Consider the following 14,993-nt stretch of genomic DNA (forward strand, 5'->3'; position numbering starts at 1 on the left):
CGAGAACATCACGATCCCCGGGGGAGGCCGACGTGACGCGACCCCCCAATGTCTTCGACCGGGTGAAAGAGGTCGCTGGCGCGCACCCCGAGCATGTGGCGCTCGTAGATGACGACCTCGCGCTGAGCTACGAGGAGCTCGTCACGATCGCCGAGGAGCGCGCCGACGGTCTTCACAGTGCTGGAGTGACCGAAGGATCGCGGATCGCCGTCGTCGCTGACAGCTCTGCTCTGTACGTGGCGACTGTGTTGGCGATCTGGAAGGTCGGCGCAGTCCTTGTCACCGTGTACTCCTCATCGAGCGACGAAGACGTCATCAGGGCTTTGCAGATCAGCGATCCTTCGTTGGTCGTCGTCTCGCGGCCAGCGCACGAGGAATTGATTGCGCGCCGCCTTCCGCTCACCCCCGTCGTCGCTCTGGGCGACTTCCATCCGCAGAGTGTGAATGAGGGCGCGCGCCCGAATCCGGCGGGCCTGCGCGAGCCGCTGTCGATGATCTGCTTCTCTTCGGGCACCACCAGCGAGCCCAAGGCGATCATGTTGTCGGCGGCCACCGTCGACAATACGGCGGAGACCTACGCCGAGGTCTGGCACCTGTCGTCGGACGACCGAGCGTTGATCAGCCTGCCGATGGCGTGGCTTTACGGTCTTGCCAGCACCACGCTGGCGGTGCTGTACCGAGGCGGAACAGTGGTCGTGGCCCGCAGGGCGCGGCCTGATGTGCTCGTGGAGCTCGCCCGTCGACACCGGATCACCTTCATGGCCGGAGTCACGGTGATCTATGCGAAGCTGACGCGTCATTCAGAGCCTGACGAGGTGCGGGAAGCGTTCTCGCACCTCCGCCTGACGATCTCCGGCGGTGAGCCCCGAAACGAGGCCGTCTTCGAGGAGTGGCGGGGCATCACGGGCAGTGCGGTCCTCGATGCATACTGCGCCTCGGAGTGCATCCCTCTGGTCACGTATGACAGCAACGTGGACTCTGAGCCGATCCCGGGCTCGGCGGGGAGGGTCGTTCCGAGGCAGCTGCTTCGCGTGGTCGATCCCGAGGGTAACGAGGTGCCCGCAGGCGAGGTGGGCGAGGCGCTGGCCAGCGGACCTGGTCTGATGCTCGGGTACTGGGATCGTCCGGAGCTCACCGAGCAGGTGATGACTCCTGACGGGTGGTACCGAATGAAGGATCTGGTTCGGGTCGATGAGCAGGGGTACGTGTACGTGGTCGGGCGGCTCAGCGACGTCATCATCCGGGGCGGGACGAACATTTCGCCGGCTGAGATCGAGTCGGTGATCAACCAGCACCCGGATGTTCGGCAGTCAGCTGTCGTGGGGCTGCCCGACGAAATCTACGGGCAACGGGTGGTGGCGGCGGTGACCGGAGTCTCCACGCTGTCTCTCGACAGCCTCAAGGCCTTCACCACCGAGCATCTGTCTGCCTATAAGGTGCCCGAAGAGTTCATCCTCATGTCTGAGCTCCCGGTGAACGACACGACATCGAAGATCAACCGCAAAGCCTTGGCCGAACAGCTCCGCGTAGTCTGAACGGAATTTCCCGTCCGCGACGAGGAGTTCGGTTCGATCTCTTCCGTGTCACCCCTTGTCGTCGAGTACCACGCCGGTCGAGGGCTCCAGCGTCCTCGGACGTTCCTCGGCATCGACGGCCGGCGGCGTCTCGCCGGTGGCGATGTGCTGCAACGGGCTCCGCGCGACGAAGGGGCGAAGCTGGTGGCCCAACTCGAGAGCAGTCAATGCGAGGAACACGGATGAAATCGAAGAAGGTGACCGCAGGGACAGGTTCAGCTCTTCCTCGGCTTTCGAGATTCGATAGCGGAGAGAGTTGTGGTGGATGCCGAGCGCAGCGGCTGCGGCGTTCATGTTCTGATCGAAGGCGAAGTAGGCCTGGAGGCCGGAGAGCAACGGCTCACGTTCCCACAGGGGCGTGAAGAACTGCTGTGCCCACTCGATCATGCGATCGAGACCTACCTCGGAGAACAGCTGGAAAGCAAAATCGAAGTTCTTCGCCGCCACGAACGACCTCGGGGCCGTCGAAAGCGCATCGATCCGTAGGGCGAGCGTCGCATCCTGATACGAGGAGGCGATATCGGCGACCGAGTCCACACGCCGCCCGGCGCCTGCTCTGGGTTGTCCGAGCTGCTGACCCGCGGCCATGATGATGCGTTTGAGGTCTCCGAGGTGCGCCTGCGCCAGGACCACCACATGCTGGTCCCTCTCCGAGACGAGGTTGCGAACGCCGGCGGAATCGAGAATTCCCTTGAGTTCGGGGACCAGGTGTTTCACCTGTCTCCGGGCGCTCGCCGCGTGAGAGGTCTTCGGCTGCAGGACCAGAACGTGCAGATCCTCTTCGAACGAGATCCCGGAGCTGAGCATCTTGCTCTGGATGTCAGCATCCTGTCGAGTGGGGCGGAAGGCGAGCGCCTCTGTGATGAGCGCCGAGTTGGCGGCGCGTTCCTGCTCCTGCGTCGCGCTGCGCAAGAGCAGAATCGTGTCGAACAGGGGAGCGGCGAGCTGCAGGGCGGCGAACTGACCCGCATCGAACTGCTGTGGCGCGGGCACAAGCCCGATGAGCCAGCCGGCACCTTGGCCACCGCCGGAGCCACCGATGTTGATGTGGATGGCCGCACCGCTCCACTGCGGCGTTCTGATCCTCACGGTCGGGGCCGCATTGCCACTCAGGCTGGGGCCCACTTGGGACATGGGCAGCGGTCCGGAGCTGGAGTGTATCCTCCCCGCAGCGTCGACAAGGGCGACCGTACCTCCCAGCTGTCGACTGACTCGTCGGAACAATGCCTGCATCGGGTCGGAATGCGTCAGTGAGAGGCTGTACTTCGCCTGGATGCTGGCAAGCTTGCGTGCAGTGGCGGCTTCACTGGGATCGAGCCATCGAGAGACCGCGGTCAGGAAAGACGTCGTCGAGAATCCGCCGCGAACGAGAATCACCGGAATCTCAGGCGACAGGTCATCAGGACGAGGCGATTCACGATCGTCCGAGAGCACCAGCAGCGGGAACGGCGCAGTCCAATCGGCTGCCATGGCAGTCATGGATGCAACGTCGCGGTTCGGCACGACGAGCAGTGTGTCCGCCTCGGGTGCCGTGGGGTCGATGTCATGGATCAGCGCAACGCGAGAGATCGTCCGATCCCGCTTCCAAGATCCGACCGGCGCAAGATCGTAGTCGTCCGAGAGCGCCGCCAGCATGTCGGCGACGGTCGAGTGGGGAATGGAATCGGTCATCGCGGGCAACCTCCTCAACCTCGAGTTTCAGGAATTGGGTAAATTTCAGCGTAGCTTTGGAAAAGTTACCGCGTTCTCAGAGAATTTACTGATCCGTCAACGTTGCTTCGGAAAATGCGAGGCGGCATCATGTGATCGGGGAGTGGGCCCGAGGGGAACCAGGAGAAGGAGAGTCGAATATGTCCGAAGAGACGCTCGCAACAGCGGACATCGTCGTCGTTGGCGCCGGCATCGTCGGACTCTGCACCGCCTGGGAACTCTCGAAGAGAGGGTTCGAGGTGGTGGTGGTCGAACAGCGCTTCGCAGGGTTCGGCGCCACGAGCCGGAATCCGGGTGCGCTTTGGGTGCAGACGAAACGGCTGGGACCCGAGCTGGACCTGGCCAGGGCCGGTGTGGCGAAGTACCACGAGTACCGAGACGAGCTCGGCGACGTGTTCGGCTTCACGCAGCGCGGGGGCATTGTGTTCGCGGAGGACTCCGAGGGAACGGAGGGGCTGCGCCAGTACGCGAGCGAGCGCACCTCGGCAGGGCTGGAGATCTCGCTCCTCGAGGGCGCGGAACTTCACGCCGCATCGCGGATCATGCCCGACACGGCGGTGGCAGGGGCGTTCTGTGAAGAAGATTCCCAGATCGACAGCCACCAGTTCGTCACGGCGCTGACGGCCGCTTGTACGCGACGAGGCATTCAGATCTTCGAGCACACCCCGGTGCTCTCGACCACCAGGGCGGGAGAGCAGGTTGTGGGTGTCCAGACGCTGCGCGGTCGGATCGACGCGGGCGGGGTCGTCTGGGCAACCGGGGCGTGGGCCACGAACCTGAAGCTCGAGGGCATCGTGCTCCCGATGAAGACGCTCAGATACGGTCAGGTGATGACCCAGCGGGTTCCCGGAGAAAGCAGCCCGATCCTCCGCGGTCTGCGGGGGACCTTCAGCGCCGGTGCGCTCGAGCCCTGGGCGAGCACGACGAAGGCGGCTACGAGCGGGGGGAAGCTGCTCGGCTACGACGACACGCTGGTGCAGAACCGCGGAGGCTCGATCTATGTCGGCCACAGTATCGACGGGCTGAATTCGTTGAACCCGCACATCACTCTCGATGCATCGAGAGTGATGCTGGATATCGCCGGAGAGCGGTACGAGAGATTCGGGACGCTGGGCGTTACCGGTCTCTGGGCAGGACTATCCTGCCTCACTCCGGACGGTCTTCCACTCGTGGACAAGACGGATAACGTGTTCGTCAATGTCGGTCATGCGTGGGGCGTGCTCAGTGCACCGATCTGCGGACAGCTCACGGCCGACCTGATCACCGGCGCACGATCCGAACTACTCAATGCGCTCTCATTGTCGCGCACCAGTCTCGGACGCTTCTGAGCCGGTTCGTTCGGCGAACGGCGCGCGAGTCCCGGATTCGGGATTCTTCCAGATCGGCCCTCACCCGCCGGGGTCTACGTTCGAGATGAGCCCCGAGCGCGACTCCATGTCTGCGCTCGGGCGCCAACGCACGAGCGCGGAGGAGCATCGTTATGTCCAGTTTGAGGGTTGCTGCAACTCAGCTTGAGTTGCGCGCGGAGCGAGATGTCGAGCAGCTTCTCGAGCATCTCGATTCACTCGTCGAGAGAGCGGCAGACGGCGGGGCCGAAGTTATTCTCTTCCCCGAGTTGGCCGACACCGGACTTCTCGGAACGATCGGAGATCCGCAGGTCACCGCAGCGTCGTTGACCGAGCACTACTGGAAGACCCTGCCGGCTCTCACCGGCCGCATCGTGACGGCCCTGCAGGAGATGGCGGAGCGACACCAGATCGATGTCGCGGGCGGTAGCCTGCTTCGAATCGACGATGATGGACGGCTCAAGAACACCGCTTACCTCGTCTCGCGCTCAGGAACGGTATTCACTCAGGACAAGATCCATCTCACGCCTCAGGAGCATCAGTTGGGGATGAGCGGCGGCGACACCGTCTCGCTCGTCCAGGTCGGCGGACGCACCGCCGGCATGCTCATCTGCGCAGATATCCAGTTCCCGGAGCTCTCTCGTCACCTTGTCGACCAAGGTGCCGAGCTGATCCTGTGCCCATCTCTCACCTGGAATTCCCGGGGGGAATACCGGGTACGCACCGGATGCAGTGCGCGCGCGATGGAGAATCAGCTGTTCGTGGTCCTCTCCACGCTCGTGGGCAGCTCGGGGCTGCCGACCGATGCGCCGATGCACGCGGTGGGGCAGGCGCTCGTCGCCGCGCCCATCGACCGCACGTTCGGCCTGAACGACGGGCTCCTTCAGATTTCGGGGGATCGCAGAAGTGAGACCGTCATCTTCGCGGACCTCGACTTCGATCTGTTGGCGGCTTCGCGTGCGAACCCCGAGGCGCCCGGCCTCGCGCTGCGGCGCCCTGACGTGTACTCTCGCCTGCGCCTCGGATGAATCCGGATGCCCTCCTATACGCACCGGGTACGCGTCCCTGAGATCGACAACCAGGGGTATGTGTTCAACAGCAGGTACCTCGAAATCGCGGATGCCGCCCTCACGGAGTTTCTGAGGGCGGGAAGACTCACGTTGGACGCGCTCCGTATCAGCGGGTTCGATCCCTCCGTCGTCGAGACCACGGTGCGCTATCGCTTGCCAGCCAAGCTCGATGACCTGCTCCGCGTTGAGACCCAGTGTGTTCGAGTCGGGGTGAGCAGCTTCGAGATGTCCTTCGAGATCTCACGCGATGAGAAGCCCGTGGCGACGATACGCACTGTGTACGTGAATGTCGATCCGTCGACGGACCGCTCGAGGCCGATGCCAGAAGTCGTCACAGATTACCTGCGCGGCGCGAACGAGGCGCATACCGCCGGGACATCGCACATTCCCACTGCCACCGTTCTGCACTGAACCGCAACGCACCAGAAGGCTGATTCGATGAAGAAATATACGATTGACCTCATTCCCGGAGACGGGATCGGCAAGGAGGTCGCTCCGGCCGCCGCATCCTGCATCGACGCGGTCGCGGCGACGCATGGCTTTCATATCGACTGGCGAGAGCGCGACTGGGGGTCCGATCGATATCTCCGAGACGGCACGATGATGCCGCAGGGTGGTCTCGAGGAGCTCGCCGAGGGGGACGGCATCTTCCTCGGAGCAGTGGGGCACCCTGACATCGACGATCACGTCACACTCTGGGGGCTGCTGATCCCCATCCGACGCGCGTTCGATCTCTACCTCAACATCCGTCCTATGCGACTTCTCCCGGGTATCGCCCCTCGTGTCACGAGGAACACTGATATCGACATGGTCGTCGTCCGCGAGAACGTTGAGGGCGAGTACTCCGAAGTGGGGGGGCGTGCCTACAGGGGCACCCCTCACGAGATGGCCTTCCAGCAGGCCCTGTTCACTCGTCGAGGTGTCTCCCGCGTCGCCGAGTACGCAGCTGACCTTGCAAGTCGTCGTCGGGGCCTCGTCACATCCGCGACGAAGTCGAATGGCCTGATCCACTCGATGCCCTTCTGGGATGAGGTCGTCGCTGAGGTGCTCGCCGGATACCCCGAGGTGCGTCTCGAGAGTGTCCTGATCGACGCGCTTGCCGCTCGTGCCGTCCTCGCGCCCGATTCGCTGGACGTCGTGGTCGCGTCGAATCTGTTCGGAGACATCCTGTCGGATCTGGTCGCCGCAACGGCGGGCTCGATCGGCATCGCTCCCTCGGCGAATGTGAACCCGGATCGCTCCCAGCCCTCGATGTTCGAGCCCGTGCACGGAACAGCCCCCGACATCGTCGGTCGCAACCTGGCCAATCCCGTCGGGGCGCTTTGGGCGGGGGCGATGATGCTCGAGCACATCGGCGAGACCGAGGCGGCGACCCAGCTGCAGTCCGCCTTTGAGAATACGCTCGCCGATGGTGTCTCGACCAGGGACCTCGGTGGGGAGGCGACGACAGACGAGTTCGTTGCCGAGGTGCTCGGCCGCATCCGCAGCTAATCCGTCGCAGGCGGCACGAGCGACACTGTCCATCTGCTCATTGACCGAGTCGTCGGTGAGCAATCCAGACGTCTCAAGAGAAGGACCCTCATGTCCGCGCCGAGCAACTCTCCCTCCCCAGCCACAACCTCGCTCAGAGCCCGAGATCTGGAGGGCAATCTCGGAGTCCTCCATCTGTTCTTCAGTGTGATGGCCTGGAACGCGCCGCTTGTCATCGTCTTCTTCTCGATACCCGTCATCGTGGGGTTCGGGAACGGGATCGGCGCTCCGGGGATGTTTCTCGTTGCGGGCGCCACCATCGGCCTCTTCGCGGTCGGGTTCACGCGCATGACCAAGATTCTCCCCAAGCCAGGCGCGTTCTACGCGTACATCACGGCAGGCTTAGGGAAGCGGATCGGGCTCGGTGCGGGATTGGTGACTCTCGTGGGGTATTTCTGCGGATACGCCGGCACCTTCGCCTTCGGCGGGATCGCAGCGAACCTGTTCTTCCACGGCACATTGGGTTTGCCCGAGCTGCCTTGGTACGTGTGGGGCGCGATCATCTGGGCGATCATCGCAGTCCTCGGGTACCTGAAATTCTCGATATCCGCGACGATCATGGCGATCTTCCTCGGGCTCGAACTGCTGATGATCGTCATCTACAACATCGCCGTCTTCGCGCAGCGAGGAGCCGCGGGCGCCATCTCGGTGGAGCCGCTCCTACCGGCGAATTGGTTGGGCGGATCGGTGGCCATCGGGTTGTTGTTCGCGCTGGGGATGTTCGGTGGTTTCGAGATCACCGCTCTGTTCCGCTCCGAGGTGAAGAATCCCTCGCGCACGGTCCCCGTCGCCACGTTCATGGTCGTCGGCGTCGCGACCGTGCTCTACGTAGTCACATCCTGGGCCTTCATCAACGCTGCCGGCGTGGACCGGGTCGTGGACGATGCCGCTGCCGAGCCGACGGCGAGCATGACCGCGACATTCCTGGCCTTCGGCGGGCGGGTGCTCGTCGATTTCGCGTCCGCCATGGTGCTGACAAGCACGTTCGCTGTGATTCTGGCGGGTCACAACATCGTCTCGCGCTATCTCTTCAATCTCGGAGCAGACCGGATCCTCCCGCGCGCGCTGAGCCGCGTGCATCCGATCCAGGGATCGCCCCATCGCGCATCCATGACGGCGAGCGTCGCGGCGTTCGCTCTGAACATCGTGTTCGTGATCATCGGCGTAGACCCCTCCGCGTCCTACGCGATGATGCTGGGCATGACGAGTCTTGTACTCATCGTCGTGATGTTCATCACGAACATCGCCATCGGCGTGTATCTGCACCGCTACGGGCGGCGAGAGTTCTCGTTCTGGGCACGTGTCGTCAGTCCGGCGATTTCAGGAATCGTCCTGGCGATCGGCGTCTTCTTGGCCGTGACGCACTTCAATGAGCTTACGGGCGGATCCGCTGTGGTCTCGGACGCACTCATGGTCGTCCTCGCTCTCGTCTTCATCGGCGGCTTCGCGCTCGCCTGGGTGTACCGCACTCGCCGTCCGGATGTCTACGAACTGATCGGGCGCCAATAGTCGTGTCGACCGGCGAACCGTCTCCGAAACACTGCGACCTCGGCTGCCAGGCACGTCGTCCTTGCTCATATCCAGTACTGGTTCAGCCGCAGGGGGTGAGCAGGATGTCGATAGAGTGGTGCCGGCGCGTGCAGCTCTTCGCAGGGTGAGAGGGATCGAAAATGGACGGCGGCACAGGTGTGCGAAGCGTATTGACGGCGATGCGGGTCTTGGAGCGACTCGCGGAGCCGGGGATCGTGGGCGTGTCGGAGTTGGCCCGGGACCTGGAGCTCCCGAAATCGTCCGTGCAGCGAATGCTCCGAACTCTGCAAGAGGGTGGCTGGGCAGTCGAGGTGCGCGATCAGACGACTCGTTGGACCTTGACACCCAAAATGTTCCAGGTGGGGCAAAGGCACCACGTCGGACACGATATTCGCGAGGTTGCGCGTCCGGTGATGGAGCACCTCTGGGAAGAGACCAGAGAGACCATCCACCTCGCCGCGGTGAGGGGGGACTCGGTCTTCGTCCTCGAGCGCCTCGAAAGCCCGCAGGGAGTGAGAGCCCACATATCTGTCGGCATGCTCATACCTCTGCCAGCCTCCGCAAATGGCCGCGCCCTGCTATCGACATGGTCAGATGACGAGATCGAAGAACTCCTCTCTCGCGGACTGACTGCGTACAACTCACACACGATCACTGACACAAGCGCATTGATCGCAGCCATCGACCAAGCCCGGAACCGCGGTTACGCGGTGAATGACCAGCAGTGGCGAGAAGGTGTTCACGCCGTGGCGGCCCCCATCATCGTGGCCGGAGTGGGCGTGGCAGGCGTGGGCATCTCCACGCCGGCCCAGCGGATCTCGACTGAACTGGAAGAGAAATACGGGAACCTGGTGGTCGAGGCTGCTCGCGCGATCGCGCACGGCTTGGGAGAGGCCCGCTGACCGTCGCTCCGCAGTCTGCGCGCGAGGACAGACCCGGCCGGGGGCGTGTGCTGATGGTCCAGCGCCCTCGCTCCATCTGAATCTGAGGGTGCGAGGCGCCTGACCGCGGCATCCGCGAGTCAGCGCGACTCCGCTGAGAACGCCGGACGATCGGTGGCATCGATGTCGCTTCGTGCGCATCGATCGACGTGGGGCCGCGATCGACCCCCTGAACAGCGCTGTTCCGTGCGGTGTCGAGGTGGTCGTCGGAGGCGGAGCTTGTCGAGCCGTCGCGCTTGACATCGAGCCGACGACGCCATAGATTTTGCGTATCGATGAACGGCACGGCGTGCCACAGAGTGGTACGTGCCGCCGGTAGGGGTCGGATATCTCGATCGCTGGACAACGTCGGTATATGCGCCATGCAGGGTCGCTGATGACCTCTGTACACAATCAATGAGGAGTGAAAATGGCTGCTAGAGATACGAACTCGTGGGAGACCTCGATCTCGAAGATCGAGGCACACGATGTGATCGTCCGGGGTGAGCGGATGAGTGATCTCATCGGCAACGCATCCTTTGCCGAGGTGGCATACCTGATCCTGTCGGGCAAGCGCGCAACACAGGGGCAGGCGCGAGTTCTTGAGGCGCTCCTCGTCTCCGTGATGGATCACAGTATTGCTCCGTCGAGTACTGTCGCCCGACTTTTGGCCTCGTATGGTGTCCCGATCCAGGCTGCCATCGCCGGGGGCGCTTTGACCTTCGGTGATATCCAGGGCGGTGCAGGTCAGGAGCTGGCTCGCAATCTCAGTGAGATCGTCGAACGGATCGCCGTCGAGGGTGATCTCACGGATGAGGCGTTGCGGAACGCGGCGCGGAAGTTGGTCGCCGAGAGCCGCGCGCGGCGCGTGCCTCTTGACGGGTTCGGCCACCCGCAACACGATCCTGACTTCCGGACTCCCATCCTCCTGGAGCTGGCCAAGAAGGAGGGTGTCTTCTCGCATCACTCCGCATTGCTCGGCCACCTCGAAGACGAGCTGGCCGATGCGCTCGGGCGCAGGATCGGCGCAAATATCGATGGTGCGTCTGCTGCCCTCCTTCTCGATCTCGGACTCAAGCCGGATGTGGCGCGAGTTCTGATCGTCACGCCTCGCACGATCGGCCTCGCGGCGCACTACCTGGAGGAGATCGAGCAGGGGAATACGTGGCGACACGTTCCTGCCGATCAGATCACCTACACGGGCGTGCTTCCGGATGAGAAGTGAGAGTGCGGTGAACGGCGCCAGCGCGGTCAAACCGTTGTCTGGGGTGACCGTCGTCGATCTGACCCAACTGATGGCGGGGCCGTCGGCGACGATGCTGCTCGGCGATATGGGGGCCGAAGTCATCAAGATCGAGCAGCTCGAGGGCGAACTGTCCAGGCGGCTCGGCACGTCGGTGAAGTCGCTCTTCCTGGCCAACAACCGCAACAAACGGTCGATGGCGATGGATCTCAAGCACCCGCAAGCGCGGGAGATCGTGCGCGAGCTGGTCGCTCGAAGTGACATTTTCGTTCAGGGTTTCAGCCCAGGGGTCATGGATCGACTGGGCCTGGGGTACGAGGATCTCGTCAAGGTGCAACCGCGCCTCGTGTACGCGTCCTTGTCCGGCTTCGGAACGGCGGAAGTGGGCGCGAGCCGAAAGGGAGTCGACGCGGTCGTGCAGGCTGAGACGGGGGTCATGGCCGTCACAGGTGATCCGGATGGTTCTCCCATGAAGGTCGGCTTTCAGATGGTGGATGCCGCGGCGGGGCTGGCGCTCGCGCAAGGGATACTGGCGTCGCTGCGGCTGCGGGACATGACCGGTGAGCCCCAGTTCCTGAGTACGTCGCTCTACCAGGTGAGCGCCTTCCTCCAGGGCCATTACTTCGTGGAAGCCTCCGTCACGGGCAGAGACGTGGCGAGGATCGGCAACTCCGGAGGGACCTTGGCGTATCCCACAGATCTCTTCGCGGGGTCAGACGGCGGGTATATCCAGATAGCGGCGTACCTTCCCGAGCAGTGGCGACTGTTGTGCGAGGTCATCGAGAGGCCGGATCTGGTCGATGACCCGCGTTTCGCTGACCTGGACTCGAGAGTGGAGAATCAGAGGCTCTTGAGGACCGAACTGCAGAGTGCTTTCAAGACACGTCCGAGGGATGAGTGGACTTCCCTGCTCCGGGCCAGAGGTGTCGTGGCCGGCCCCGTGCTGAGCCATCGCGAGGCAATGCGCAGCGAGGAAGCGCGGAGCAATGCTTGCTTCGTGGAAGGGGAGTTCGACGGCCAGGTCTATCAGAGCGTCCGTATCCCGATCACTTCGCATCCTTACGGGGCGGAGCATACGTCAGCCCCGCGACTCGGCGCCGATACCGACACGATTCTTGCGGACCTCGGCTACACGGAGCTGGAGATCGAAGCCCTCCGAGAGTCGGGGACGACCGCGCATCGTTGACGATCGATCCTCACCGTCGTGATCCCGACTGTGGGAGCTGACGGCGGGGATCTCGAAGAACGAACTGTCGAGTGGATCCTCGACATCAAGAGCTGCATCGTGCAGCGAAGTGCGAGAGAGGGCATGAACCATGGGTTTTCTTGAAGGTCGGGTTGCGATCGTCACAGGTGCGGGGCAGGGGCTCGGGCGCGAGCACGCGCTGCTGTTCGCCGCGCAGGGTGCTTCTGTCGTGGTGAACGACGTCGGCAGGTCGAGCTCTGGCTCGAGTCTTGCCTCCGTTGTGGTGGACGAGATCACATCGTCCGGCGGGCAGGCAGTCGAGAACACAGACAGCGTCAGCGACTGGGCAGGTGCGCAACGGTTGACCGAGACAGCCGTGAAGGAGTTCGGGGATCTTCACGTGGTGGTCAACAACGCGGGAATACTGCGCGACCGCATGTTGGTCAACATGACGGAGGAAGAGTTCGACTCGGTCGTCAACGTCAATCTCAAGGGGACGTTCGCGGTGAGCCACTTCGCTGCCGCGTACTGGCGCGAACAGTCGAAGCTGGGACGAGACGAAGATCGGGCCATCATCAACACCTCGTCCGGGGCGGGAATGCAGCCGGGTGTCGGGCAGACGAACTATGCGGCTGCCAAAGCCGGGATTGCAGCCATGACGCAAGTTGCATCGAAGGAACTGTCGCGGATCGGCGTGAGGGTCAATGGCATCGCCCCGTTCGCGCGGACGCAGACGACCCAGTCGACACCGGGGCTGGTCGAACGGTTCGCCGAAGCGGAGTCGCGCTCGGATTTCGATCCGTACCACCCAGGGAATGTCTCACCCCTCGTGGCGTATCTTGCGTCGAGTGATTGCCGACTGAACGGCCACATGTTCCGTGTCGTCGGTGACTTCATCGGAGTGTACGAGGGCTGGCATCTCGTCGACTCCTTCGAGAACGGCCGGCGGTGGGACGTTCCCGGCATTGCACAGGCGCTGAGCGAGGTACCGTTCGAGCCGGTGACAGAGGCTCCGAAGATGCCGTAGGGGGTGGGGAGAGACGGCGAGGTGCCGATCGTGGCGCCCCGTCGCCGGAGAACCCCCCTGGCGTACTTGCCGAGTGCAGGAAGGTTGCGAGCTCTTGTTGACAGGACGGTGAGGAGCGTGGATCATTGTGGTACCGCCCGGCGGAACCGCGTGCCGACTAGCGGCACGATCCGACGGAGCATGCACCTGGCGTTGACCGGGTGTGAGGAACAAGAGGGCCGACGCAGTTGTCGGGCTGACGACATTGAGCGACGAAGCAGATGTGCGGAGTGAGGGCACGAAGTGAATTCGAGTGAAGAGCTGATCCAGGAGAAGAGAGCTCAGTGGATGGAATACGAAGACGGGTTCCAGCTGATCGGATGGATCTGTTTCACGTGCGGTCAGAGGGGCGTTCCGCGTCAGACCTTCGGTTGCGAGCGGTGCGGCGCGGCGGGCGACGAGATCGGTGAATCGATGTTCAGCGCTCGCGGAGTGCTGCGCAGTTTCGCGGAAGTCCACAGACACGCCAAGTGGCCGGTTCCCTTCGTGATGGGTGAGATCAGTTTGGATGACGGCCCGACGATTCACGCGTTCCTGGACGATGCCGTTGAGTGGCTTCCCGGTGCGGAGGTCGTCGGCCAGGGCGGCGACCTCTCGCGCGACTCCTATCTCGTCTTCACGGCAGGAGCACACTGATGGCCTTGATCACTGACCTGCGTCCGGTGCATGTTGTCGGCATCGGACTTCACCCCTACCAGTACCCGACCGAAACGTCGTACATCGAGCTGGGCTTGCGTGCCGTGAGAGAAGCGCTCACGGATGCGGGCATCAGCTGGCCGACGGTCGAAGCAGCGTTCGTCGGTACTGCTCGGCTCGGGATGGCGGCCGGGGTCCCCATGCTCCGGTACCTCGGGATGACCGGACTTCGAGTGTCTCAAGTCGAGAACGCCTCCGCCACAGGCTCCACGGCGTTCCGACAGGCCGTGGCTGAAGTGGCGAGTGGGCTGGCCGACGTGGCCATCGCCATCGGCGTCGACAAGCCACTAGGTAGGATCGCTGCCCCGGACACGGGAATCGCGCCGATCTCCCCCGTGCAGGATGTCCCGTTCGCGCGCTATGCACTGCTGACTGAGCGCTATCTGGCAGAGGCGGGGTACACGAAAGAACAGATCGGTCTCGTCGCCGTCAAGAATCACAACAACGGAGCTCGGAACCCGTATGCGCAACGCAGGAAGGAGCGGACGCTCGAAGAGGTGGTGCGCCCTCCTTACGTCGCCGGGTCGCTCAACAGTCTGCAGATCACCCCGATCGGCGAGGGGGCGGCGGCAGTCATCGTCATGTCCGAGGAGGCGATGGAGCGCCACCGAACCGATCAGAGCCGGTCGGTCCGTGTCGCGGCGTCATCGACGTTCAGCGATCGAGCATTCGACGGCGCGAATGCTGACGTCGCGTTGACCCAGGCTGCGACCCACGCGGCCTACGAAGAATGGGGCGGCGATCCGTCCGATCTCGACGTCATCGAGGTGCACGACGCTTTCGCGATCGAGGAGTTGTTGTTCGTGGAGGCAATGGGGCTCTGCCCTCCCGGGCACGGCGCGGCCGAACTCGCCAAGGGTTCCTTCGACATCGGCGGACGACATGCCGTGAGCCCCTCGGGTGGCCTCCTTTCGATGGGCCATCCCCTCGGCCCGACAGGCCTGGGGCAGATCGCCGAAATCACCAGGCAGTTGCGCGGCGAGGCCGGAGACAGACAGCAGCCGGACGCGAAGATCGGCCTGGCGCACATGGTCGGAATCGGACCGGTGTGCGTCGTGCACATTCTGCAGCGATGAACTTCGCCCCCGGGCAGCGCGAGACCAGCTGCTTCGAACATCTTCA

Annotated in this window: 14 protein-coding genes; 12 read left to right on the forward strand and 2 right to left on the reverse strand. The window is 63.6% G+C overall.

Translation table 11 applies throughout. From position 1 onward, the window contains the following. Window positions 1-8: 8 nt before the first annotated feature. Window positions 9-176 carry a hypothetical protein gene (locus MRBLMI13_RS03015; protein WP_367821357.1) on the reverse strand — a complete coding sequence of 56 codons (168 nt, stop codon included), beginning with the start codon at window positions 174-176 and terminating at the stop codon, window positions 9-11. On the opposite strand from MRBLMI13_RS03015, the gene MRBLMI13_RS03020 reads away from it, so the two are divergent. Continuing rightward, window positions 96-1,535 carry a class I adenylate-forming enzyme family protein gene (locus MRBLMI13_RS03020; protein ID WP_367821339.1) on the forward strand — a complete coding sequence of 480 codons (1,440 nt, stop codon included), beginning with the start codon at window positions 96-98 and terminating at the stop codon, window positions 1,533-1,535. The two genes, MRBLMI13_RS03015 and MRBLMI13_RS03020, sit on opposite strands and share 81 nt — an antisense overlap. A 48-nt stretch (window positions 1,536-1,583) precedes the next feature. Here the strand turns inward: MRBLMI13_RS03020 and MRBLMI13_RS03025 are convergent, their stop codons facing one another. Next, window positions 1,584-3,245, reverse strand: a complete 1,662-nt coding sequence (locus tag MRBLMI13_RS03025; RefSeq protein WP_367820567.1) for a PucR family transcriptional regulator — start codon at window positions 3,243-3,245, stop codon at window positions 1,584-1,586. A gap of 179 nt (window positions 3,246-3,424) precedes the next feature. On the opposite strand from MRBLMI13_RS03025, the gene MRBLMI13_RS03030 reads away from it, so the two are divergent. From MRBLMI13_RS03030 to MRBLMI13_RS03080, 11 genes are all read left to right on the forward strand, one after another. Beyond that, on the forward strand, window positions 3,425-4,612 hold the full coding sequence (locus MRBLMI13_RS03030; RefSeq protein ID WP_367820565.1) for an NAD(P)/FAD-dependent oxidoreductase: 1,188 nt from the start codon (window positions 3,425-3,427) through the stop codon (window positions 4,610-4,612). A 152-nt stretch (window positions 4,613-4,764) separates the two neighbouring features. Beyond that, a complete protein-coding gene (locus MRBLMI13_RS03035; protein WP_367820563.1) occupies window positions 4,765-5,658 on the forward strand; it encodes a nitrilase-related carbon-nitrogen hydrolase in 894 nt (297 codons plus the stop codon). 6 nt (window positions 5,659-5,664) lie between these two features. Beyond that, complete coding sequence (locus tag MRBLMI13_RS03040; protein WP_367820561.1) at window positions 5,665-6,111, forward strand: acyl-CoA thioesterase; 447 nt, start codon at window positions 5,665-5,667, stop codon at window positions 6,109-6,111. Between the two features lie 27 nt (window positions 6,112-6,138). Next, on the forward strand, window positions 6,139-7,191 hold the full coding sequence (locus MRBLMI13_RS03045; protein ID WP_367820559.1) for a tartrate dehydrogenase: 1,053 nt from the start codon (window positions 6,139-6,141) through the stop codon (window positions 7,189-7,191). A gap of 189 nt (window positions 7,192-7,380) precedes the next feature. After that, on the forward strand, window positions 7,381-8,739 hold the full coding sequence (locus MRBLMI13_RS03050; protein WP_367824948.1) for an APC family permease: 1,359 nt from the start codon (window positions 7,381-7,383) through the stop codon (window positions 8,737-8,739). 161 nt (window positions 8,740-8,900) lie between these two features. Beyond that, window positions 8,901-9,662 carry an IclR family transcriptional regulator gene (locus tag MRBLMI13_RS03055; protein ID WP_367820555.1) on the forward strand — a complete coding sequence of 254 codons (762 nt, stop codon included), beginning with the start codon at window positions 8,901-8,903 and terminating at the stop codon, window positions 9,660-9,662. Window positions 9,663-10,110: 448 nt separating this feature from the next. Then, a complete protein-coding gene (locus MRBLMI13_RS03060; protein ID WP_367820553.1) occupies window positions 10,111-10,905 on the forward strand; it encodes a citrate/2-methylcitrate synthase in 795 nt (264 codons plus the stop codon). A 7-nt stretch (window positions 10,906-10,912) separates the two neighbouring features. After that, a complete protein-coding gene (locus MRBLMI13_RS03065; protein ID WP_367820551.1) occupies window positions 10,913-12,109 on the forward strand; it encodes a CaiB/BaiF CoA transferase family protein in 1,197 nt (398 codons plus the stop codon). A 130-nt stretch (window positions 12,110-12,239) separates the two neighbouring features. Next, window positions 12,240-13,136, forward strand: a complete 897-nt coding sequence (locus tag MRBLMI13_RS03070) for an SDR family oxidoreductase (RefSeq protein WP_367820549.1) — start codon at window positions 12,240-12,242, stop codon at window positions 13,134-13,136. A gap of 327 nt (window positions 13,137-13,463) precedes the next feature. Further along, window positions 13,464-13,811 carry a hypothetical protein gene (locus MRBLMI13_RS03075; RefSeq protein ID WP_367820547.1) on the forward strand — a complete coding sequence of 116 codons (348 nt, stop codon included), beginning with the start codon at window positions 13,464-13,466 and terminating at the stop codon, window positions 13,809-13,811. Continuing rightward, a complete protein-coding gene (locus MRBLMI13_RS03080; protein WP_367820545.1) occupies window positions 13,811-14,947 on the forward strand; it encodes a thiolase family protein in 1,137 nt (378 codons plus the stop codon). The genes MRBLMI13_RS03075 and MRBLMI13_RS03080 overlap by 1 nt, the downstream gene beginning before the upstream one ends. The last annotated feature ends 46 nt before the right edge of the window (window positions 14,948-14,993 follow it).

It is taken from the genome of Microbacterium sp. LMI13-1-1.1, assembly GCF_040815625.1.
Classification (GTDB): domain Bacteria; phylum Actinomycetota; class Actinomycetes; order Actinomycetales; family Microbacteriaceae; genus Microbacterium; species Microbacterium forte.